At 39.8% G+C, this 22,470-nt stretch carries 19 protein-coding genes; 3 read left to right on the plus strand and 16 right to left on the minus strand.

Going from position 1 to position 22,470, the window contains the following annotated elements; translation table 11 throughout:
- Positions 1–106: 106 nt before the first annotated feature.
- From ABD009_RS03315 to tkt, 3 genes are all read right to left on the minus strand, one after another.
- Positions 107–1,270: a phosphoglycerate kinase gene (locus tag ABD009_RS03315; protein ID WP_343822657.1), complete on the minus strand. Its 1,164-nt coding sequence runs from the start codon at positions 1,268–1,270 to the stop codon at positions 107–109.
- A gap of 115 nt (positions 1,271–1,385) precedes the next feature.
- Positions 1,386–2,423 (minus strand): erythrose-4-phosphate dehydrogenase, encoded by a 1,038-nt coding sequence (gene epd / locus ABD009_RS03320; RefSeq protein ID WP_155695362.1) that lies wholly within the window; start codon positions 2,421–2,423, stop codon positions 1,386–1,388.
- Positions 2,424–2,560: 137 nt separating this feature from the next.
- Positions 2,561–4,552, minus strand: a complete 1,992-nt coding sequence (gene tkt / locus ABD009_RS03325; protein ID WP_155695363.1) for a transketolase — start codon at positions 4,550–4,552, stop codon at positions 2,561–2,563.
- 173 nt (positions 4,553–4,725) lie between these two features.
- Here tkt and add point away from each other — a divergent pair, with 173 nt between their 5' ends.
- Positions 4,726–5,721, plus strand: a complete 996-nt coding sequence (add, locus tag ABD009_RS03330; RefSeq protein WP_343822661.1) for an adenosine deaminase — start codon at positions 4,726–4,728, stop codon at positions 5,719–5,721.
- Positions 5,722–5,961: 240 nt separating this feature from the next.
- Here add and ABD009_RS03335 read toward each other — a convergent pair whose 3' ends face one another.
- Positions 5,962–6,837 carry a LysR family transcriptional regulator gene (locus ABD009_RS03335; RefSeq protein ID WP_343822663.1) on the minus strand — a complete coding sequence of 292 codons (876 nt, stop codon included), beginning with the start codon at positions 6,835–6,837 and terminating at the stop codon, positions 5,962–5,964.
- 227 nt (positions 6,838–7,064) lie between these two features.
- Here ABD009_RS03335 and ABD009_RS03340 point away from each other — a divergent pair, with 227 nt between their 5' ends.
- Positions 7,065–7,565: a lactoylglutathione lyase family protein gene (locus tag ABD009_RS03340; protein WP_343822665.1), complete on the plus strand. Its 501-nt coding sequence runs from the start codon at positions 7,065–7,067 to the stop codon at positions 7,563–7,565.
- 84 nt (positions 7,566–7,649) lie between these two features.
- Here the strand turns inward: ABD009_RS03340 and ABD009_RS03345 are convergent, their stop codons facing one another.
- Positions 7,650–8,990 (minus strand): MFS transporter, encoded by a 1,341-nt coding sequence (locus ABD009_RS03345; protein WP_343822667.1) that lies wholly within the window; start codon positions 8,988–8,990, stop codon positions 7,650–7,652.
- Positions 8,991–9,166: 176 nt separating this feature from the next.
- Between ABD009_RS03345 and ABD009_RS03350 the strand changes: the two genes are divergently transcribed.
- Complete coding sequence (locus tag ABD009_RS03350; RefSeq protein WP_343822669.1) at positions 9,167–10,810, plus strand: response regulator; 1,644 nt, start codon at positions 9,167–9,169, stop codon at positions 10,808–10,810.
- A 35-nt stretch (positions 10,811–10,845) separates the two neighbouring features.
- Here the strand turns inward: ABD009_RS03350 and ABD009_RS03355 are convergent, their stop codons facing one another.
- The 11 genes from ABD009_RS03355 to ABD009_RS03405 form a co-directional block, all read right to left on the minus strand.
- A complete protein-coding gene (locus ABD009_RS03355; RefSeq protein ID WP_343822671.1) occupies positions 10,846–11,334 on the minus strand; it encodes a DUF2919 family protein in 489 nt (162 codons plus the stop codon).
- A 25-nt stretch (positions 11,335–11,359) separates the two neighbouring features.
- Positions 11,360–11,977, minus strand: a complete 618-nt coding sequence (locus ABD009_RS03360; RefSeq protein ID WP_343822673.1) for a DsbA family oxidoreductase — start codon at positions 11,975–11,977, stop codon at positions 11,360–11,362.
- Positions 11,978–12,203: 226 nt separating this feature from the next.
- Positions 12,204–13,010, minus strand: a complete 807-nt coding sequence (locus ABD009_RS03365) for a flagellin N-terminal helical domain-containing protein (RefSeq protein ID WP_343822675.1) — start codon at positions 13,008–13,010, stop codon at positions 12,204–12,206.
- Positions 13,011–13,087: 77 nt separating this feature from the next.
- Positions 13,088–14,773, minus strand: coding sequence for a flagellinolysin (locus tag ABD009_RS03370; RefSeq protein ID WP_343822679.1), 1,686 nt, complete (start codon positions 14,771–14,773; stop codon positions 13,088–13,090).
- A 95-nt stretch (positions 14,774–14,868) separates the two neighbouring features.
- Entirely contained in the window at positions 14,869–16,440 is a 1,572-nt protein-coding gene (locus ABD009_RS03375; RefSeq protein ID WP_343822681.1) for a flagellin N-terminal helical domain-containing protein, read from the minus strand.
- 70 nt (positions 16,441–16,510) lie between these two features.
- Positions 16,511–16,888, minus strand: a complete 378-nt coding sequence (fliS, locus tag ABD009_RS03380) for a flagellar export chaperone FliS (protein WP_155695375.1) — start codon at positions 16,886–16,888, stop codon at positions 16,511–16,513.
- A 31-nt stretch (positions 16,889–16,919) separates the two neighbouring features.
- A complete protein-coding gene (locus tag ABD009_RS03385) occupies positions 16,920–17,201 on the minus strand; it encodes a hypothetical protein (RefSeq protein ID WP_343822684.1) in 282 nt (93 codons plus the stop codon).
- Positions 17,201–18,592, minus strand: a complete 1,392-nt coding sequence (fliD, locus tag ABD009_RS03390) for a flagellar filament capping protein FliD (protein WP_343822686.1) — start codon at positions 18,590–18,592, stop codon at positions 17,201–17,203. Before fliD ends, ABD009_RS03385 begins: the two co-directional genes overlap by 1 nt.
- Before the next feature lie 38 nt (positions 18,593–18,630).
- Positions 18,631–19,080 carry a flagellar protein FlaG gene (locus tag ABD009_RS03395; protein WP_196492448.1) on the minus strand — a complete coding sequence of 150 codons (450 nt, stop codon included), beginning with the start codon at positions 19,078–19,080 and terminating at the stop codon, positions 18,631–18,633.
- Between the two features lie 121 nt (positions 19,081–19,201).
- Positions 19,202–20,713: a flagellin gene (locus tag ABD009_RS03400; protein ID WP_343822689.1), complete on the minus strand. Its 1,512-nt coding sequence runs from the start codon at positions 20,711–20,713 to the stop codon at positions 19,202–19,204.
- A 191-nt stretch (positions 20,714–20,904) separates the two neighbouring features.
- A complete protein-coding gene (locus tag ABD009_RS03405; RefSeq protein ID WP_343822691.1) occupies positions 20,905–22,446 on the minus strand; it encodes a flagellin in 1,542 nt (513 codons plus the stop codon).
- Positions 22,447–22,470 lie beyond the last annotated feature (24 nt).

The raw sequence follows: 22,470 nt of genomic DNA on the forward strand, positions 1-22,470 counted from the left end.
TTGAATTTTGAATTTTGAATTTTGAAAATCGTCGCTAAAGAAGTTTGTGTTCAAGCTTTTATTTGTTAAACCTGAACACAAACAATTATTGCTGCCGAAAATTAGATTAAGCTTTAGCGCGTTGCTCTAAAATTTCAACGGCAGGTAACACTTTACCTTCAACAAACTCTAAGAATGCACCGCCACCTGTAGAGATGTATGAGATTTTGTCTGACAAACCATATTTATCAATTGCCGCTAACGTGTCACCGCCACCAGCAACTGAGAATGCATCACTTTGTGCAATAGCTTGTGCAACTACTTCAGTGCCCTTAGCAAAATTATCAAACTCAAATACACCACAAGGACCATTCCAAAGAATTGTTTTAGCATTCTTTAATACGTCTGCTAATGCTTGTGCTGATTCCGGACCTAGATCTAAGATTTGTTCATTGTCTTGAACTTCAGAAACATCTTTAATGACAGCTTCTGCCGTATCAGAAAACTCAGTAGCGACTCTAACGTCAGTAACATTAGGAATATCAAGTTCAGCCATTAAACGTTTAGCTTCAGGAATTAAGTCCGCCTCGTGCAATGACTTCCCAACATTATAGCCACGAGCGGCAACAAATGTATTTGAAATGCCGCCACCAACAATTAGTTGGTCACAAATTGTAGACAGTGATTGAAGTACCGTTAATTTTGTAGATACTTTTGAGCCGCCAACTATCGCCACTAAAGGACGAGCTGGATTATCTAATGCTTTACCTAATGCTTCTAGCTCCGCAGCTAATAAAGGACCTGCGGCTGCAACAGGCGCATACTTTGCCACACCATGAGTTGACCCTTGAGCGCGGTGAGCGGTACCAAATGCGTCCATTACAAACACATCACACAATGCTGCATACTGCTTAGCTAGCTCTTCAGTGTTTTTCTTTTCGCCAATGTTAAAACGCACGTTTTCTAAAACAACAACCTCACCTTCTTTAGCAATAACACCATTTAGGTAGTCTTTAGCTAACGATACTGGTGCGCTTAACTTTTCATTTAAATTATCAACAACAGGCTGTAATGAGAATTCTTCATTGTATTCACCTTCCGTTGGACGTCCTAAATGAGACATTACTAATACTTTAGCGCCTTTATCTAATGCCGCTTGAATAGTTGGTATAGAAGCGTCAATGCGAACAGCAGAGGTCACTTTACCATTTTGAACTGGTACGTTTAGGTCTTGACGGATAAGAACGGTTTTACCGGCTAAATCTAAATCCATCATCTTGATTACTGTCATTACAAATCCTTCAACTCTGTTTATATCGATAATTTTATTATTTAAATTGGGTTCTAATTATTTATATCAAGCAAGCACATTATTTAATATGGTCACTAAAATTTAAGCTCTATTTTTAACGCTTCAAAAATGGCTGTAAAGAGGCGGTTGTATCCAACATACGATTCGCAAAGCCCCATTCATTGTCACACCATACAAGAAGCTTGATTAGCCTTTTGTGGCTAACGCGTGTCTGATTACCATCTACAATTGCTGAGTGAGGATCATGGTTAAAATCAACAGAGACCAAAGGCTCTTCTGTGTACCCTAATATTCCCGAAAGACCATTGTTACAAGAAGCGACAATCGCTTGGTTCACATCATTAATCGTGACGTCGGCATTAACGGTTAAACTCAAATCCATGGCCGTCACATTGATTGTAGGAACACGAACCGCTATGGCTTCAAAACGACCAGCAAACTTAGGTAAAATTCGTTCGATACCTGCAGCTAATTTAGTGTCCACTGGAATGATACTCTGGCTCGCCGCTCGAGTTCTTCGCAAGTCGGGATGGTACGCATCAATAACTTGTTGATCATGCATAGAAGAGTGAATAGTGGTTATAGTGCCACTGTCTACACCAAACGCATCATCGATAGCTTGAATCACAGGCACGACACAGTTTGTTGTACATGATCCATTTGAAATCACATCTTGTTCATTTGTTAATGAATCTTGATTGATGCCAAAAATGATTGTGTTATCTACATCAGGGTCGGCTGGATGAGAAAATATAACTTTTTGTGCACCGGATGTAATATGCGATGCGCCCTCTTCTCTTGACTTAAAAACGCCAGTACATTCTAAAACTACGTCTACCTTCAAAAGTTTCCAAGGTAACGAATTTAAATCTTCAATATGTAAAAGTTCAATATGATCACCATCAACCACTAAATTTTGTTGTTCATTTAAATGAACGTCAAAACCAAAACGACCATGCGATGTATCATATTTTAATAGGTGAGCAATGCCTTCAGGATCAGCGATTTCGTTTATCGCAACGACATTAAACTCGGCGCTACGATTTGTTTCATAAATTGCGCGCAAGACATTACGACCAATGCGGCCAAAACCATTAATTGCAATATTAATAGGACGAGGATTGTCAGACATTAAAAAATTCCAAATACTTTAGTCATAAACTAAAGCTCATTACCCTGAAAACAAAAAAAGCGAGCACATATAATACTCGCTTTTTTAACAATATTAAATTGTAGAACGAGACTCGGTAAAAAGCCTCGAATTAAAATTTACAGTGACTGTACAGTTTTAATCACGTTTTCTACGGTGAAACCAAAGTGTTTCATTAGTTCGCCACCTGGCGCAGACTCACCAAACGTTGACATACCAACAACTTTGCCACCAAAACCAACATATTTATGCCAGTAATCAACGTGTGCTGCTTCAATTGCAACTCGTTTTGTTACTGAGTTTGGCAGAACAAGCTGCTTGTAGTCTTCGTCTTGCTCGTCAAACAAATTAGTACAAGGCATAGAAACAACGCGTGTTGCTGTGCCACTTGCATTAAGCTCTGCAGCTGCTTTAACGGCTAATTCAACTTCAGAACCCGTCGCAATTAAAATAACTTCAGGAGCGCTGTCTGAATCAACTAAGATGTAACCACCTTTTTCAATCATTTCTACTTGCTGCTCTGTACGAGCTTGCGAAGGAAGACCTTGGCGAGAGAAAATTAGAGAGCTAGGCCCTTCGTTATACTCAAGTGCTGATTTCCATGCAATTACAGACTCAACACCGTCTGCTGGACGCCACGTATGCATATTTGGCGTCATGCGTAAGTTAGCAATTTGCTCAATTGGTTGGTGCGTTGGACCATCTTCACCTTGACCAATTGAATCGTGCGTATACACAAAAATGTTTTGAATACCCATTAGCGCAGACATACGAACGGCGTTACGAGCATATTCCATAAACATTAGGAATGTTGCACCGTAATTGATAAAACCGCCGTGAAGCGAAATACCATTCATGATGCCACTCATACCAAACTCACGTACACCGTAAAAAATGTAGTTGCCGGCAGCATCATCTTGGATACCTTTTGAACCAGACCAAAGCGTTAAGTTAGAACCGGCTAAGTCAGCTGATCCACCTAGTAACTCAGGTAATAATGGTGCAAACGCTTCAATCGTATTTTGAGAAGCTTTACGAGTTGCTAAGCTTTCTGCTTTTTGTTGAGTTGTTAATGCTAGTTGGAATGCTTTTTCTGAAAAGTCTTCAGGTAATTCGCCAAGAATAACTCGACGCTCAAACTCTGCCGCTAGTTCAGGATATGCATTTTTATAAGCAACAAACTGTTCGTTCCATGCATTTTCGTCTTCTTGACCCGCATCTTTTGCATCCCATAATTCATAAACATCTGCTGGGATTTCAAATGGCGCATGTGGCCAATTTAAAAATTCACGAGTTGCAGCTATTTCATCATCACCAAGAGGTGCGCCATGGCAATCATGAGTACCTTGTTTATTTGGTGATCCAAAACCAATGGTCGTTTTGCAAATGATAATAGACGGCTTATCAATAATTGATTGCGCCTCAGTCACTGCATTTGCTATCGCGTCAGGATTATGACCATCTACGTTTTCAACAACATGCCAGCCATATGCTTTAAATCGAGCAGCGGTATCATCGGTAAACCAGCCTTCAACTTCGCCGTCAATACTAATGCCGTTGTCGTCATAAAATGCAACTAATTTGCCTAACTTCAACGTACCCGCTAATGAACATGCTTCATGAGAGATGCCTTCCATTAAACAGCCATCACCTAGGAAACAGTAAGTAAAGTGATCAACAATATTGTGCTCGTCGCGGTTAAACTGTGCTGCTAGTGTTTTTTCTGCGATAGCCATACCAACGGCATTTGAAACACCAGCGCCCAAAGGACCTGTCGTTGTTTCAACACCTGGCGTGTAACCATACTCTGGATGGCCTGGTGTTTTTGAATGCAATTGACGGAAGCTCTTAACGTCTTCAATTGAAACGTCATAACCTGATAAATGCAGTAATGAATAAATTAGCATTGAGCCGTGGCCATTTGATAAAACAAAACGGTCTCTGTCGGCCCAGTTAGGGTTAGTTGGATTGTGCTTTAAAAAACCACGCCATAGAACTTCGGCGATATCGGCCATGCCCATTGGGGCACCAGGGTGTCCTGATTTTGCTTTCTGAACTGCATCCATGCTTAAAGCACGAATGGCATTTGCTAGGTCTGTTCTCGACGCCATGCTAATTCCTATATTTATATTGGTTTTGTGCAAGCCGCTATTTGACCTAAATTTGCCTCGTAAAGCAACGCCAATCGTGCATTTATTATAGCTATTGCGTCAATTTTATTAATTACAAATAATTCTATTGCGGTATAATGCGACAATTAGTTAACACTCATTTATGGATAATCATGATCAACACTCAACTTCCTTTGGTTGACCTGCACCGTCATTTAGACGGCAACATTGCACCTAAAACAGTTTGGGAACTTGCCCAACAACACAATATCGACTTGCCAGGTAATAGCTTAGAAGAGTTTACGCCGCATGCCCAAATTCAAGGCCAGTCTTCAGATTTGTTAGGTTTTTTGCAAAAGTTGGATTATGGCGTATCTGTACTTGCTGATTATGACGCTATCTACCGTGTTGCATATGAAAATATGGCCGACGCTAAAGCTCAACAAATAGATTATACCGAACTGCGTTTTTCTCCTCACTACATGGCAATGGCCTATAACTTAGACATGGCTGAGGTGGTAAACGTTGTGGCTGATGCTGTTGCCGCAGGTAGCAGAGATTTTGGCGTGAAAGCGAATCTAATTGGTATTCTTAGCCGCACCTTTGGCGTTGAAACTTGTATGAAAGAGTTACAAGCTATCCTAGCGCATAAAGATAAAGTTATTGCGTTAGACTTAGCAGGCGATGAATTTAATTTCCCGGCAACTATGTTTGTTGACCACTTCAAATTGGCGCGTGACGCTGGTTTAAATATTACAGTGCACGCTGGTGAAGCTCGTGGCCCTGAAAGTATTTGGGACGCGATTAACTTATTAGGTGCTACACGAATTGGTCATGGTGTTGCAGCTATAAAAGATTTGAAACTAATGGATTACTTAGTAGAAAATAACATCTCTATTGAGTCTTGCCCTACTTCAAATTATCAAACAGCCACAATAGACGATATTAAAAAGCACCCTCTGCGTACTTTTTATAATCATGGCGTTAACGTGTTCTTAAACACGGATGATCCTGCAGTATCAAATATTGATATTTTAAACGAATATAAAGTAGCGCAAGAAATATTAGGCTTCAACAATGATGAGCTTAGCCAAATTCAAAAGAATGGCGTAAAAGCTGCGTTTTTGACTGAAATTGAACGCGAAGCTTTATTCGCATCGAAGGCTTAAACTTAGGTTTAGAACAACCCTAAACTTATGTGCGGTACTAACGATATAAATTTCGTTAAAAAGTTTGATCTTAAATAGGCGCTAATATTAGCGCCTTTTTGTTTTCTGTTATTAACAACTGAGCCCGATCATTCTTGAACTAGATTACCAACTACATGAAAATGAGTTACATCGTCCTCAGGCGATAGTTCTCAGGCGAGCTAATACTTACCCACACTCTACCTAATTCAAATAAATTTTCTAATCAAGCAGTGTCTTTACAATAACCTCTTCTGTAAAAGCTACCCTTTTGGGCTTAACAGCATCACAGTGACTAACGATATAAATGCTCTCAAAAACTGTGTTCTTTAGTTTGTTTACATGCAAATCGCTATTATTTCTAAAAGCCTGAACAGCAAAACTTGGTAAAACCGTAAAGCCAATACCCAGTGCAACAGGCTCCAGTATCAAGCCAATTTGATTCGAGAAACCACCCGATTTAAATTGCTCTACTGAGGTAAACTCGGCAAAATTCTCACTTAGTAATAGGTTTGCATGATGGGCCGCATCCGGATGATTAATAAACTTTAATTTTCTCAAATCACTCCAGTGTTTAATCTTCACAAATTTTGGCACCACAAGTACAAGCTCTTCTTGCGCAATTGATCTATAACTCAGTTTGGGATCTAAGTTTTTATGAGTAACTAAACCTACATCTATCTTTTGAGCTTTAACTAATTCTTGAATATTATCGTTAGGTGCAAACTGGTAATCAATAATCAGTTCTGGATTATCACATTGTAGCTTTAGGAGCTCAGGGTAGAGTTTTAATCCAATACTGCCTGGCGAGCTGATTCGTAATTTACCGCTAGTTTTGCTGTCATCTTTAACTCTTGCTTCAAGCTCTTTCATTGATTTTAATAACACTTTACCCGACTCGTACAAGTCCCTTCCCGCACTTGTTAGTGTAAAAGACTTACCGCTTCTAATAAGCAATTGCACTTCTAACTCAGACTCTAACTTTCGAATATGCTGGCTAACACCAGACTGGGTCATATAAAGTTTATCTGCTGTTTTTGTAAAGTGCCCTACGTCAACTAAATTACAAAACGTTGTTAACCACGTCTGATTGATCATACTTGTTCCTGTGTTTAGGCTCTCTAGATTAGCCCTTACTGTTTTCTGAATCTTATAGCATGCCAAATCCAGTTATTACAATAAGTACTTAAATATATAATAAATGATAATTTTTTATTCTTATGAAACACACTAAACTAAACGCTGTTATATCGAATTTAGTAGCTCTGTTCAGCAAAAAAAAATACCTTTGAGCTACTACAAACACGTTGATTTAGGAGAATATTATGTCATCAGCATACCCAAGAACATTTTCGCATATTGGTATCTCAGTACCCGATGTTGAAAAGGCTGTTAAGTTTTATACTGAAGTATTAGGTTGGTATTTAATTATGAAACCAACAGAAATTTTGGAAGACAACTCAGCCATTGGTGAAATGTGTACGGATGTGTTTGGGCCAAAGTGGGAAAAGTTTAAAATAGCCCACTTATCAACAGGCGACAGAGTTGGTGTAGAAATTTTTGAATTTAAGGATCAGCAACAACCAGCGGATAATTTTGAATATTGGAAAACCGGAATTTTCCATTTTTGTGTGCAAGATCCAAACTTAGAAGAGCTGGCGGAAAAGATTGTCGCTGCGGGAGGCAAAAAGCGAATGGAAAAGCCAAGGTATTACTACCCGGGTGAAAAACCATATCGTATGATTTATATGGAAGACCCGTTTGGAAATATTCTAGAAATATACAGCCACAGCTATGAACTTACCTACGCTGCTGGTGCTTACTAGAAGTTTAAACTAATACTAGTTTGATAAAAAAGGCCGTACCATTTTTGTATGTTGCGGCCTTTATTAACGCCATATTAATGTGGGTTATGCTTTTTTTCGACTTGGAAATACAAAAAATAGATACAACAAAGTTAGCGAAACTATGTAAAACATTGACGATAAAAACAATGGCCAATGAGAACTAAGTTGAAGCAGTAAACCGCCAAATATGGCTGCAAATACATTTGCGATACAAAATGTTGTTGTTAATAAGCCCATTGCCGCACCGTTCTTTTTACCAGATTGGTTTTCACTTATATAAACCGGCAAAAGCCCATTAAACGTCGCCACTAAAATACCCGTTAACGAAAAGATAACCAATGTACTAACACCCGATGTAAAGGGTACTAAAAACAGCATTAGCGATAATCCCAAAATAGCTCGGGTCATAGGTCTGAGAAGACCAAACTTTCGCTGAACAATAGTTACCAAAAATATTGAGGTCAGGGTCATAAAAATGGTCATATTAGTTGTCGCTAAACCTATGCCTAAAGCGTCGTAACTTTGTGTATCAACAAGCCATACTGGATAAAATTCGTAAAATAAATTCATTGCTAAAGCATAAAAGAAGTAGATGAAAAACAACTTTCTCATCCAAGGTTGTGCCACCAGCCTTAGTGAATTTTCCTTGTAAGCGGACTCCCAAATACTCATTTTAAATTCGGGCATTTCTCTATTCGTTTCTATTAATACCGCTTTCACCAACACAACACAAAGTATTGAAGCCACTGATGCTGCAAACATAGCGGAATGCGCGCCATACTGGGCAAGCGCACCACCTATTAGCGGACCTAACAGCCAGCCCACAAACACCGCACTATTAATGAGCGATACGGCTCTTGTTTTCTCTTCCGACAACTTGGCTAATTGTTTGGCGGATTCTTCACTCGAACTCTGTGGTTTGTGCTGACTTTTATTTTCTGTACTGTTGCTTTTGAGACTGAGTTCCAGTTCTGTTGCTTTTTTTGCGGATTCCTCACCTATATCCAAGGCAATTGCCCTAGCTATTGCAACATTACCCTCAGTAATTCCAGTTAAAAAACGGCTTGTCACTAACAAGAAATAATCTTCAATATACAGCGCATAGGCTGAAACCAAATAACCAAAAAAACAGATCATTAGGGTTTGACTTAATACTCTCCGGCGACCAAACCTGTCTGACAATGCACCTATAAAACTGCTACCAATAAAAATACCAAGTGGGTAAATAGCAAATAAAACGGTTAACAGTGTTTCGCCACTATAACCACCATAAGAATTAAGGGCTGTTGCTGGTGCATCGATAAAAAGAGGGGTTAAAACTGGATAAGGTAACGACAGTCCCATGCATGCCAGCAAAGTGACGCACAATGCCACCCACAACTTAGCTGAAATACCTAAAAACATACGCACCCTTATGCTTATTTAATGAACCAAGATTATGCGCTTAGTCCCTGAGTTATACCAACAAATAAAACTAATCGAAGTAATTAATAAGCTTTGTTGATCTTTTTTGTAAGAATAGAGCTTACCTTCTTTTCATTCAGCCAAAAACTTCCTACTATGAATATAGGTCAAATAGTATGCAAGCTTTAGGGATGGATGAACTGAATAGCCCCAATTTATCGGCATTGGTTGTAGAGCAACAATCTCTGGCGCAAAGTCATATTAAATATTCCCTACAGCACTTAGGCTTAGAAAGAATAGACTTTGTTGATCGCGCTCACCTTGCCATTGAAGCACTGCAAAAACGGCAATACCAAATTATTCTATGCGCCTATCAACTAAATAAAGGCAGCGACGGCTTTCAATTATTTGAAAAAATGTCAAAACAAGGTTTGATTCCCGCCAGCACCACTTTCATTTTTATGAGTTCTGAAAATGATATATCACTTAGCCAAAGTGTTATTGAGTTAGAGCCCGATGACTTTCTCTTAAAACCCTTCACTTCGAAGGAGCTAGAAGTAAGAATAAACAGAGTGTTGTCAAAAAAAATAGCACTTCAACCTATTTTCAACTGTATTGAAATGGGTGACGTTACCGGTGCCATTGACTTAGTTGACAAGCAGATTAGCGACAATGAGCACCCAAACTGGCTTTCCTATTTGGTAAAATTAAAAGGAAATATTCTCAAAAAAACCAAAGATTGGAGCCGTATTGAAGCCTTTTATTTGTCCGTTCTTAAGATAAAGTATTTCTCTTGGGCGCAGCTAGGTTTAGTAGAAAGTTATATTCAGCTTGGTAAATATGCCGAAGCAAAACGTATTTTGGAAGACTTACTCGAAAACCCAGCCACTAAATTACAGGCTCTTGATTTACTATCAAGTATTCATGAACAAAACAAAGAGTTTGAACAGGCATTAACTCACCTAAAAACCGCTTGTATTTTATCGCCACGAAACATTGAACGACAACAGCACCTTGTTGATATTGCTAGGATCACACAAGATTTTGAATCGCAATACACGGCAAGCGGTAGCATAGTAAAACATTTACGACACTCAATGTATGAAGTTCCGAACCTTTACCTAAACGCAATCCGTGCAAATATTGATTATGGTTTAACCACCTTTAACGATACAGAAATGCAACGCTTAGCCCAACAGAGCCAGCATATTTTGGATAATTTAAAACGAAAATTTCCCAAAGTGCCACTGGATGAACAAATTGATGTGGCAACTGCTCGGATCCATTATTTAAAAAACGAGTCTGACAAAGCTAAACACTTGTTAAAATTGAAAACAGATAAATCAAAGGATTACATTGTAGAAGACTTAGAAGATGCTCTTGATTATGCAAAAGCGTTACACGAAGTAGGCTTTCACAATGATTCAATAAATGTGTTTGAAGAAATAGCAAAACAAGCGGAGCGGTCCACAAACCATTTGTTTTCTCTGTATATTTCAGCCGAAAAGCAACTCAGAAAAGAAGTTAGAGACTCACCTAAAGTAATAAACAACAATGCTGTCTCTTTTTACACTCGTGGGAAACTAAACGAAGCATTAAACGCATTTAAAACAGCGTTCAGAATAATGCCAAAAAGTCCTGCAATTGCTTTAAACCTATTACAAACCGTTGCTGAAAGCCAATTTTTAGATTTTACATCAAAAGAAGTTCAATCATTAGTTGAGCAGTGTAAGTCGACAATAAACGCATCCACGTTAAGCGATGAGCAATCTGTACGTTTTGCAAAAATCCAATCATCACTGTTAGAGGAAAGAGTATAAATGAAACGTTTGATGCTTATTCAAAAATTTGACTTCTACTTCTGTTTTCTCTGACTTCCAGTCACTTCAGTCTCACTTGCCAACCAATGATTAAAAAATCGCTTAATTTTCTTAGATGAAACCCAGTACCAGCTTAAGTAAATACCGGTTAGCAAAATTACTGGTGCTGACCAATGTACTACAAATTTATTAACAATGAGGCTATGAATTTGCACAGTTAAATCAGCTAATAAGCCTGTTAGCAGCAACAAAAAACTAGCTTTCCACAACATTCGTTCTGTTCGGTCCCATATGCGGGCTTTGCTTAAAAATAAAACATAAACCAACAAACCCGACACGCCTATAAATAGTGCCGAAATAAACGTGCGACTGTCTGGGTATATAAGTGAAAGAATTAGAGATGGATCTTTACGATGGGTTAGCGACATTAACCAAATAAAATAGCCGCGCATTAAATACAAAGTAACTAAGTAATACCCTAATGGGACCTTTACTCGGCCTTCTAAATCAAAATCCGAAAACAAAACGGACGCTACCTAATCAAATTAACTATTGATCAGATTGTGCCATAGAAATGACCTCAACTAAATGTTCAATTGGCTGTATTCCACAAAGTCCAATTTCTTCATTTACAATAATCATCGGGGCTTCGCTAATGCCAAGTTCCTCAGTGAGAAGAAAGTCATCTTTGACGAGTTCCTGTACAGACTCCGAAATAATGGTCTCTTCAGTGAAAAACGCATTTACGGTGGATTCTGTTAATTCTTTATTTTTTTGCCAAAACTCGAGCATAAGGAATTCCAAAAATTCACTTGCCTTGCCTAAAGTCTCCGCCAATTTAAGATACAGACTGTATTGAAGAGCATGCGGAAGCGCGATCTTTTCTAAATCAATGGAATAGTCACTTCCTAACAGTTGACGATTAAAGTCTTCAAATAACAAGCTAACCCAAACATCTGACTGGTCAAATGATGTAGCGTAATAATTTTGTATAGACCAAGTACTGTCACCTTCAGAATTAAAAGACTGTTCGATTGGATCGGTAAACCATTTCCACTCAACTTCGATTGTTGATAGTTCTAAGTGCGCTAACGCTTTATCTAAATTGCTCTTAGCAATTAAAGAATACGGGTTAAAAGGGTTTATCCAACACTCAATTTTTGTCATTTTTATCTACCATTTACAGAATCTAATTACTTAATAAAATTCATCACGACTCACGTAATGACTACAAAGCAATTTACATTCCCAATCGCATGATAGTTATATTATTTTTTAAAATTTTGTCTTCTTATCAGATAATAAATGAATTCATATTACGAAACTAATACATAGCTAACTGCTTGCTATTAGCCTAATTGTTATAACCATAGTTGTATTAACTCTAGCTGTATTAACCTAAGAGCGCCGTAGCAACACTCTGGTTTGCATTTGCCTGCCCTGCTATAGCAGTTCCAATATTATTCAAAATGTTTTGTTGAACTAGATTTGCAGACTCCTGTGCAAAGTCAGCATCTTCAATTCTGCTTCGAGCAGATTCAGTTTGCTCATAAACATTACTCAAATTACTTATTGTTGAAGACAAGCGGTTTTGGAACGCACCTATTTGACTCTGGCTAGCTGTAATAGACTCGCTCACTTGCTGACTAGAGGTAATTGCTAACTGCGCGCCAGCCTGCGTAGTGACATCGATTTGGTTTAGTTGTTCTATTTGGCTACTCAGATCGGAAGTACTTAAACCTAACTGCTCTCCTGCATTCGCGCCAACCTGGAAGTTTCGGTTTTGTGAAGCAGAAAAAATAGTTTGCCCGCCAAAAGTAGTGTTTTGCTGTACATCAGACACTTGCTGCTGCACTTGGCTAATTTCGTACTGAATTGCCTCTCTGTCTGCGGCAGAAAGACTGCCGTTTGCCGCTTGTAAAGATAACTCATTTACTCTCTGTGTCGCACTATTGACACTGTCTAATGCAGTCTCCGCCACCGAGGAAAAGCTATAGGCATCATTTGCATTACGTATGGCTACCTGTAAACCCGATGCCTGAGAAAATAATCGCTGAGCAATCTGGAAACCGGCTACATCATCTGACGCCGAGTTTATTTTAAGTCCTGTAGCTAAACGCTCTAACGACTTTTCTTGCTGCTCTTTTACCGAGTTTAAGTTTGAATTAGCAATATTTGAAAAATTCGAATTGATTTTCATGACGAGCTCCAACTAAAGAGGATTAACCAAAGTATAGTTAGGAGTATTTAATTAAACAAGAAGTGAGATATGACGTATTAACCTAATAGACTTAGGGCTAATGTTCCTGATTGATTTGCTTGAGTTAATAGCGACGCTGAAGCCTGCTGAATAATTTGAAGTCTTGAAAGATCGGCCGTTGCTTGTGCGTAATCAGTGTCTCTGATTCTTGAGAATGACGCTGACAAATTTTCTTTTTGGTTGTTAAGGTTATTTACGGTGCTTTCCATTCGATTCATGGCGGCACCAAAACTTGAACGCTCAAAGTCAATTAAAGCTAACGCTTTATCTACTTCGGTTATCGCTCTTTGAGAATTAGCAAAAGACGTAACGTCCAGATCTTTAATACCTAGAGATGTTGTACTAAATGAATTTGTTCTAACTGCTAACGTTTCATTCGCATTGGCGCCAATTTGAAATGTAAATACCGTAGAGCCAGAGCCTGGACGAAGGTTTGGTTCTGCAAGATCTTCGATAAAGCTACTATACTCCCGACTTGATATCGCATTTGCTAAAATATCTTCTGAATTAAGTACTGAGCCTTGGTCAGCATCTTTGCCGCCAATTGCACCCGTATCATCATTAGCTAAATTTATATCCGTATCCCAAAAGGTCGATTTATTTGCATCAAAATCAGCGATAAAGTCAGCTTCACTCGCCCATGTCCCTTCTTCAGCAAAAGCTTCGTCCAATGTCATTGGGTTACCACCATTGCCAGTAGCTAAATATTGCATTATTTCTTTAATGCCTTCGCCACCATTGCTTTTGATACCTTCATGCATATAACGTGTCGCTAAAAAGCCTGCGCTATATTCCGCAGAAGATCCGCCCCACGCTCCAGCTAAGTTGACACCTGTTACTGCGGCTTTACCATCTGCGGCAAGTCTTTCATCAGCACCATGTATTAACTCTGCAGAGCCTTCGACAAACCAATTTGAGACTGCACCGGGCGTACCCAAATTCCAGTTTGCAAACTGTACTGCATGGACCATTTCGTGGGCTATAATTCTATCCGCATAAACACCACCGCCAGCATCATTGCCGCTAGGGCCATTATTTGGGTTAAAGCTTATATCAGCCAAAGAAATGTCTAAAGTCATGGCTGTTGCGCGTCCAAATGCATCAAATGTACCTGATGAAACTGTTGCTAACGCTCCGCTTGCTATATCTGGTGTAAAAGTGACCGCCATTGGTAACGCTTTAGGATCAATACCAAAATACTCACTAATTCTGGCTTCTGGTTCAGCTAGCCACGTTTGTAAGTAGGCTAAACGATCGTCGTATTCTCCTGGCACCCTTGAGTTTGGGGCCTCTTCAAATAAACGTTGTCCACCAAAGGTGGTGGTTTCATTAATACGATTAAGCTCTTGTTTTAATGCTACTACTTCTTCGTTGAGCGACTTTCTATCAACAACAGTGTTGGTAGCATTTGAGGATTGAACGGCAATATCTCGAATACGTTGGAGGATATTAGTGGACTCTTGCAATGCGCCTTCTGCTGTTTGCAACATTGAAATGCCGTCGTTGGCGTTGCGAATGGCAACGGAATACCCTCTAATTTGGGCATTTAGTCGGTTAGAGATCTGCATACCAGCCGCATCATCACCTGAAGAATTTACACGAGATCCAGAAGCTAACTTTTCATACGTGCTCGTCAAAGCATCAGTATTTCTGCGGAATACGGACGCTATTTGCAACGCATTTGTGTTAGTTTGGATTTGCATTCAAAACCACCGAGTAAAAGTAATCAATAATGTATCGGCGGTGGTTTTTTATACTTTAATTTATTTTACTAAATTATTGAGATTATTATTGAGTGCTAACCTAGCAGTGAAATTGCTTGCTCTGGCATTGAGTTAGCTTGGCTTAAAATTGCAGTAGATGCTTGTTGTGTCACTTGCAGCCTTGTTAACTCTGCGGCTTCTTTTGAATAATCAGCATCAACTAACTGAGAACGTGAGTTTTCGGTATTCTCATGAACATTAGCGAGGTTATTGATGGTTGACGTAAGTCTATTTGTCAACGCGCCTACCGAAGCCCGTGCCCGGTCTATCGTTGCTAAGCTAGCATCTATAACAGAAATTGCAGTTTGAGCATTTTCCTGTGTCAATATATTAACGTCTGCAATACTTTCTGTTGTCGCAAATTGATTGTCGCCGCTTTCGCCTAAACCATTATGTAAAATGCCAAAGTCTATATTGGAAGAAACTGAAAAAGACTCTCCTGTTGGCGCCGTAAATGATAAATAGCCTCTTACGATTGCGCTACTACCATCATTATTAATTGCGGTACTACTTACGTAGTTATTATCCTTATCTAGAGATCTTAGCTCAATAACATTGTTGCTCGACTCTGACGTTTCTTGGTATTCAGAAATAGAAATGTTTTCGCCATTTGCACTTTTTAATAACAAGGATCCATCCGCACTATTTAGCGAAGCACCAATACCAGTAACAGCAGCTTGTTCATTAAACTTATTCATAAGTGTTGATAAGTCTTTCTGATACTCGCCAGTCGCGGTAAATGATATATCGGCAACATCTTGCCCATTCCCCACTTTTAACGTTACCGTTTCTCCCGCATCGAATGCCGTTCTATTTGAGCTTACCCCGTTGTGTACATGAAGGCTGACTTCATTTTTAGCGCTACTTTTTACACCCGTATCGTTAAACGCTAAATTTATTTTTCGGGACATCTCTTTTGCGGAATCTGCAGAGCTTAATTGGACTGAGTCGGTTTTCAGCCCATTAATTGTTAGCGTTTCTGAGCTGGCACCCGGAGCACCGTTGCCAAAACCAGTCAGCGACATATTTGACTGCGCTGCAGATAAGCTGTTTCCTGAATAAATACCGCCAATACCTTGTCCATTAGGTTGGTAGTTAAAACGCTGTAAATCTTTAGCAAATACCGAAGTTAAAGATCCACTAATAATTTCGTTGGCATCAGCACCAACTTGAAATGCTTGCACACCAAACGAGCCATTCAGTATATTTTGACCGCCAAACGTTGTTTGTTCGGCTATACGATTTAACTCTTGTGTTAATTGGGAAAACTCGTCATTTAAGGCTTGAAGGTCACTACTCTGATTGGTTGCGTTTGCCGCTTGTATGGAAAGGTCTCTCATCCTGTGCAAGATGTTAGTGCTTTCTTGCATGCCACCTTCGGCTGTTTGCATAATTGAGATGCCGTCATTGGCGTTTCTAATTGCAACTTGGTAGCCCAGTCCCATTTTATTTAAACGATTGGAAATTTGTAAATTAGCACTGTCATCTGACGCGGACTGGATTCGCTGACCACTGCTAAGAGTGCTCATTCTGTCAGACAGGGACAATGAGTTTGAAGATATCTTATTACCTAGTTTAATTGCTGTCGCATTGGTCATTATTTGCATTACAAAATTCCAAAAAAAAAGTAACCCTATTGGATTACTTTATGGAATTTTCGTGCCAGTTATATAAGTTTTAAACCTGATCAGATATTTGATCCCAACCATCTTTTATGGTTTTAATTAACTCGACAACTTCATCTACTTTTTTATGATCTTTCTCAATGTTGGCCTGTACAAGTTGCAACTGCATATAATCATAAAGGGCGTTTAAGTTCTCAGATATCTCGCCACCTTTTTCCATATCCAATGCACTGTTTAATGCCAAGATAATGTCAATCGCATTGGCTAGAGTATCGTGATAATTGCCGCTGCCATTTTCCATCATTGCGGATACTTTTATTAATCTGTCAATTGCTCCAGCCATCAATAATTGGATAACTTTATGTGGCGATGCATCAGTCAACTGTGTCTGAGCATTCATGTGGTTGTACATTTTAATTGCTCTGCGCATACTTACTCTCTTTTATATTCTTCAATATCTATTAAACATTAAGATATTTATTAATTTTTTTGCCATTCGTCTTGGCACTATGAATTTGTTCTCTAATCTCATGTCGAGCTTTCAACAAATCTGCTTCTATCTGCTTATGCAAAGTAATACATTGTTTAATAAGTACTTCTTTTTTTAGAATATCTGCTTCACTTTCAATTTCCGTTTTACAAGACTCATCAAAACGGTTTAAAACTGATTCTAGCTGTTCCACATCTTTTGAGTTCAATGCTGAATCAAAATCAGACTTAATAGTGGCTAAAAAGGTAGCCATTAGTTTTGTTTAACCACGCCTGGCAGACTATCTAGCTGGGCCGCCAAGTAGCTACCCGTTGAGTTCAGCTGACCTACAAGTAAATCCATAGCATTAAACTGACTAAATAATCTATTTTCCAATGCTGTCATTTTTTCTGCAAAGTTAGCGCGTTCTTCATCAAGTCGGTCTAGCGTAGTCTTATAACTGTTTATTTTGACTTGAATAAGCCCGTCACCGCCAGTATAGCCTTCAAGCGTTTCAGTAAGCTTACCCATGATGCTGTCGTCACCAACAAATAAGTTTTTAACGCCTTCGAAGTTATTGTCTACGCCACTTTTAAGGATCGTTTCGTCAACATCTAACAACCCCTCGCGTGTTGTTGTTATTCCTAGTGCAGCTAAACTCAGACCACCGTTGCTCTCAGAGCCACTTAGGATATTTTTTACTTGTGACGTTAATGAACGTAAAAGAGACTCACCGACAAGTTTTCCTACAATTTGTGATTCAGAGTTAACTCGACCTAGTGAAACTGAGGTTTCTAGAAACGTGTTGTAAGATGATGCAAATTCAGCAAGGGCCTCACCTACGGCAGACGTATCTTGTGAAACTGTAATTGCATTATTATCACCAACATCATTTGCCTTTTTAACGTTAATTGATACGCCTTCAATTGCATCTGTAAATAGGTTGCTGCTTTGGGTAACACGTAAAAAGTTGTCTATTAAGATTTCTGCATCTTTTGGCTCTTGGGTTTGCAACATGTCTGCAGTGTCAGTCCCAGAGAAAGCAAATCTAGATAACCCTAGGGCATCTGCATCATTGCCGTCATCATCTGTGACCGCGATAGTAATTGCATTGTCCAAACCAATATCATCACTTGTGAAAACTAAATGTTGGCCATCATTGTCAGTAACAATTGAAGCGGTAACACCTGGGTTGCCATCAGCTTCATTTATTTTATCTTTTAAATCTCGAAGTGTTTCTGTGCCATCTAACGTTAAGTCAAGCGTAGAGCCATTAACCGTCAGACTCATGGTTCCAGAACCGACCGTATCATCATCGGCATAAGCGCCAGATGTAATCTTTTGGCCTTGAGCAATAGAGACAACTTCTACTTTGAATGAACTTGGTGCAGCCTCTGATGTGACCGAAGTGCTGAAGAACTCATTTGACGTAGGTGATATTTTGTTTAGTTCGAAGTTTGTCGCATCATTCAGTTTTTTAGCGGCATCTTCGAATGCCGAAACGGCGCTTACCAAACTACCAAATGCTGTTATTTTAGACGTTGCCGTTTGTTCTTGAGAAGCTATACGCGATTCAAAAGGTGCCTGCTCTGATTGCACAAGTCCGGTAACAATACCAGTAACGTCAAGGCCTGAACCTATACCAGGTGAAGATAAACCAGCCATAAAAGCTCCCCTTAAATTAAATCACTTCTGATGTTCACCTATACTTTTGTTTCAAGTAAGTTTCCTGAAACATGGAAAACATCGGTTATTTTTGCAAGATTTTGTGCAAGCTTCAAAACTTCTTCAGAAGGAATTTGACGGATAATTTCACCATTGGTTCCATCTTTCACTGTTACAACTTGCCTTCCTGTATCTGTATCGACCGTAAACTTTAATTCTTTATCAATTAAATTGACAAATTCCTGCAAGTTAGATGCCACATCCTCTAAAACCTGTTGCTGATCATCAACCTGCGACTCTTCTGCAACCTTTGCGACACTCTCTTTTTCTGCGACTGCTTTAACTGACTCTACACCATTAACATCGGCGACGGCGCTGTTCGTTAACGCTTGTGCTTCTGCTTTTTTGTTTATGTCAGTTACCTGGCTTGCACCAGCCCTGTCTTGATTTTGAATTGCGGCTGCCGAGGCAGCGTTGATAGTATTCATTGTCATCACCATTTTATATACTGCTTAAACCACAAAACCAATGGTCAGTAGACTGCCATTGGTTTTAGTATAGACGACCAATTAAATATTAGCCGTCGTTGTGGCCATTGGCTAGTCTTTATTAGCCTAGAAGACTTAGCGCCGCCTGAGGTAACTGGTTCGCCTGAGCTAAGATTGAAGTACCAGCCTGCTGTAGGATTTGGTTCTTAGTCAATTGAGCCGTTTCAACAGTGAAGTCTGTATCACGAATACGTGAACGGGCAGCTGTTGAATTCTCAGAGATAGAGCTTAAGTTATTCACTGTAGAGCTTAGACGGTTTTGAACAGCACCTAGTGTTGAACGGTTACGGTCAATTTTCGCTAATGCACCATCAATTACAGAGATAGCATCTTGAGCGCCACGAGCTGTAGTCAGGTCGATGTCGTCCTTAATTGTTTTCTCTGTTGCAATCTGAGCCGTACCAGCTGTAATCTCAGCTGCTGTTGTTGAAGCGATGTTAAACAACAAGGTACTATCAGCTTGTAAACGACCACGAACTGATGCTGCGATGTTCGTCGTAGTTACAGTAGAAGCCGCACCTGTTAGCGCACCAGCTGAATCTAACGCTTGAAGAACAAGGTCATTGGCCGTTGTAGTATCACCTTCAGCAAAGTTATTCACTTCGATGTTATCACCGGCTTCAGACGTTAAGCTAATTGCTGTGTTTTGAGCATCAAACTTAGCACCAATACCAGTTACAGAAGCCTTTTCGTTAATTTTGTTCGTTAGCGTTTGTAAATCATCCGCAGCAACACCTGTTGCAGTGAATGAGATTGTCTCAACCGCTTCACCGTTACCTAAATCAAAACTAACTGTTTCATCTGCATCAAAAACTGCACCAGAAGTTAAACGAACTTCAGTAATAGCGTCGGCTTTAACACCTGTTGTATTAAACTCAGCGTTAATTTTGCTAGCGATATCTGCAGCAGAGTCATCGGTAGCAACCGAAACCGCAGCTGGGTTAACACCATTAACTGTTAGTGTTTGTGCAGTTAATGCGTTAGCTGTACGAGCACCAGCTAATGTCGCATTTGATGCTGTACCTTCACCAAGACCAGTACCGTCTAATATTGCACGAGCACTACCAAGGTCATCTGTTTGTGAAGAGTTAATTGCTAAACCAATTGTTTGGTTTGCATCAGCACCAACTTGGAATTGTTGATTACCAAATGAGCCGTCTAGTAGGTTTTGACCACCAAACGTAGTTGTATCTGCGATTCTGTCTAACTCTGATTGTAATTGAGTTACTTCTTCTTGAAGCGCTTTACGGTCAACTGTTGTGTTTGTTGCGTTAGCAGACTGTACAGAAAGGTCACGCATACGTTGAAGTATGTTCGTGCTTTCTTGAAGTGCACCTTCAGCCGTTTGAGCCATTGAAATACCGTCGTTGGCGTTACGTACAGCAACGTTAAGGCCATTGATTTGAGACGTTAGACGGTTAGAGATTTGTAGACCCGCTGCATCGTCTTTCGCACTGTTGATACGTAGACCAGATGCTAAACGCTCCATTGAAGTCTTAAGACCACCAGACGCCATGCCCAGTTTATTTTGAGCGTTTATTGAGGCTGGATTTGAGTTTACTGTTAATGCCATGTTGATTCTCCTACCCCTAAGCGGGTGAAAGTTAATATTTCGTTCAAAAATGTTATCGGCGCTTTTATGAACGCCTTTAATATTTTTTTTAACTTTTTTGAAAATAACAGAGCTAAAATGGATAAAACGTAGAAAGGACAGCACTTTGGCTGTCCTTTATTTTTTTTGATTACTTTTTAGATTTGAGCGAATTAACCGCCTAAAAGACTCAAAGCTGCCTGCGGAACCTGATTCGCCTGAGCTAAAATCGTAGTACCTGCTTGTTGCAGTATTTGGTTTTTAGTTAGTTGCGCTGTTTCCGTTGCAAAGTCTGTATCTCGAATTCGAGAGCGAGCCGCTGAAGAATTCTCAGAAATTGACGACAAGTTATTTATTGTCGATTGCAAACGGTTCTGAACGGCACCTAATGTTGAACGGTTACGGTCAATTTTCGCTAACGCACCATCAATTACAGCAATTGCATTTTGTGCACTATCGGCCGTTGTTAGGTCAACAGAGTCAACAGATATTTCCGTTGCTTGCACTGTAGTACCTGTTGCCGCGTTAACAACACTGTCAGCAGCCAATGCTTCTGTAGATGTCACATTAAACAGTAGCGTACTATCCAGTTGTACAAAGCCACGCACAACTGCAGCTGGGGTAGCTGCTGCTATTGGTCCTGATGGGGCTACAACCGCGCCAGTTTCTGTAATTGCAGATAACGTTAGGTCATTTGCAGTCGTACCACCCTCTCCAAATGCTGCGATTTCAATGTCATCACCAGCCTCAGAGGTTAAGTCGATGGCAGTTTCTGCTGCGTTAAACTTAGCACCTATACCAGTCACCGATGCTTTTTCGTTAATTTTGTTGGTCAACGTTTGCAAATCATCAGCTAATGAGCCTGTTGCAGTAAAGCTTATAATCTCAGCTTTTGAACCAGTACCATTACTTAATTCAAAGGTAATCGTTTCGCCTGCATCAAAGTTAGTATCGCCAGCTTCTTCCAAGCGAGCTAACGTACGAGCATCTGCCTTAACACCTGTTGTGTTAAATTCAGCTGATATCTTTGAAGCTACTTCTGCTGCAGAATCATTTTGACTCAACGCCACGTTTGCTGGATTAACACCGTCAATCGTTAGCGTTTGCGTCGGCAACAAGAAGTCTGCATCAGCTTGAACAGCGGCAAGCGTTGCCCCAGCTTCAGCTACTGCCATTGTGCCGCCGTTTAAGTAACTTCTTGCACTACCAAGATCATCAGTTTGTGCAGAATTAACCGCCAACCCAATAGTTTCATTAGCGTTTGCGCCAACTTGAAATTGTTGGTTGCCAAATGAACCATCTAATAGGCTTTGACCACCAAACGTTGTCGTATCTGCAATTCGGTTTAGTTCAGACTTTAACTGAACCACTTCTTCTTGCAGTGCTTTACGATCAACCGTTGTATTTGTTGCGTTCGCCGCTTGAATAGAAAGGTCTCGCATTCTTTGCAAAATGTTTGTGCTTTCTTGTAGCGCGCCTTCCGCAGTTTGCGCCATTGAAATACCATCATTGGCATTTCGAACGGCCACATTTAAACCATTAATTTGAGACGTCAAACGGTTTGAGATTTGTAAACCAGCGGCGTCATCTCGTGCACTGTTAATTCGCAAACCAGAAGCAAGTCGTTGCATCGAAGTTTCTAAACCCTGGGAGGATCCCATAAGGTTACGCTGGCCATTAAGCGATGCCACATTTGTATTTACTGTTAATGCCATCACAATCTCCTTTCAGACTGTTTA

Source organism: Psychrosphaera haliotis (genome assembly GCF_039523615.1).
Classification (GTDB): Bacteria; Pseudomonadota; Gammaproteobacteria; order Enterobacterales; family Alteromonadaceae; genus Psychrosphaera; species Psychrosphaera haliotis.

Excerpts from the sequence above, each read along its gene's own strand:
- ABD009_RS03315 (WP_343822657.1), bottom strand. The coding sequence starts at position 1,270 with ATGACAGTAATCAAGATGATGGATTTAGATTTAGCCGGTAAAACCGTT.
- epd (WP_155695362.1), bottom strand. The coding sequence starts at position 2,423 with ATGTCTGACAATCCTCGTCCTATTAATATTGCAATTAATGGTTTTGGC.
- tkt (WP_155695363.1), bottom strand. The coding sequence starts at position 4,552 with ATGGCGTCGAGAACAGACCTAGCAAATGCCATTCGTGCTTTAAGCATG.
- add (WP_343822661.1), top strand. The coding sequence starts at position 4,726 with ATGATCAACACTCAACTTCCTTTGGTTGACCTGCACCGTCATTTAGAC.
- ABD009_RS03335 (WP_343822663.1), bottom strand. The coding sequence starts at position 6,837 with ATGATCAATCAGACGTGGTTAACAACGTTTTGTAATTTAGTTGACGTA.
- ABD009_RS03340 (WP_343822665.1), top strand. The coding sequence starts at position 7,065 with ATGTCATCAGCATACCCAAGAACATTTTCGCATATTGGTATCTCAGTA.
- ABD009_RS03345 (WP_343822667.1), bottom strand. The coding sequence starts at position 8,990 with ATGTTTTTAGGTATTTCAGCTAAGTTGTGGGTGGCATTGTGCGTCACT.
- ABD009_RS03350 (WP_343822669.1), top strand. The coding sequence starts at position 9,167 with ATGCAAGCTTTAGGGATGGATGAACTGAATAGCCCCAATTTATCGGCA.
- ABD009_RS03360 (WP_343822673.1), bottom strand. The coding sequence starts at position 11,977 with ATGACAAAAATTGAGTGTTGGATAAACCCTTTTAACCCGTATTCTTTA.
- ABD009_RS03365 (WP_343822675.1), bottom strand. The coding sequence starts at position 13,010 with ATGAAAATCAATTCGAATTTTTCAAATATTGCTAATTCAAACTTAAAC.
- ABD009_RS03370 (WP_343822679.1), bottom strand. The coding sequence starts at position 14,773 with ATGCAAATCCAAACTAACACAAATGCGTTGCAAATAGCGTCCGTATTC.
- ABD009_RS03375 (WP_343822681.1), bottom strand. The coding sequence starts at position 16,440 with ATGCAAATAATGACCAATGCGACAGCAATTAAACTAGGTAATAAGATA.
- fliS (WP_155695375.1), bottom strand. The coding sequence starts at position 16,888 with ATGCGCAGAGCAATTAAAATGTACAACCACATGAATGCTCAGACACAG.
- ABD009_RS03385 (WP_343822684.1), bottom strand. The coding sequence starts at position 17,201 with ATGGCTACCTTTTTAGCCACTATTAAGTCTGATTTTGATTCAGCATTG.
- fliD (WP_343822686.1), bottom strand. The coding sequence starts at position 18,592 with ATGGCTGGTTTATCTTCACCTGGTATAGGTTCAGGCCTTGACGTTACT.
- ABD009_RS03395 (WP_196492448.1), bottom strand. The coding sequence starts at position 19,080 with ATGAATACTATCAACGCTGCCTCGGCAGCCGCAATTCAAAATCAAGAC.
- ABD009_RS03400 (WP_343822689.1), bottom strand. The coding sequence starts at position 20,713 with ATGGCATTAACAGTAAACTCAAATCCAGCCTCAATAAACGCTCAAAAT.
- ABD009_RS03405 (WP_343822691.1), bottom strand. The coding sequence starts at position 22,446 with ATGGCATTAACAGTAAATACAAATGTGGCATCGCTTAATGGCCAGCGT.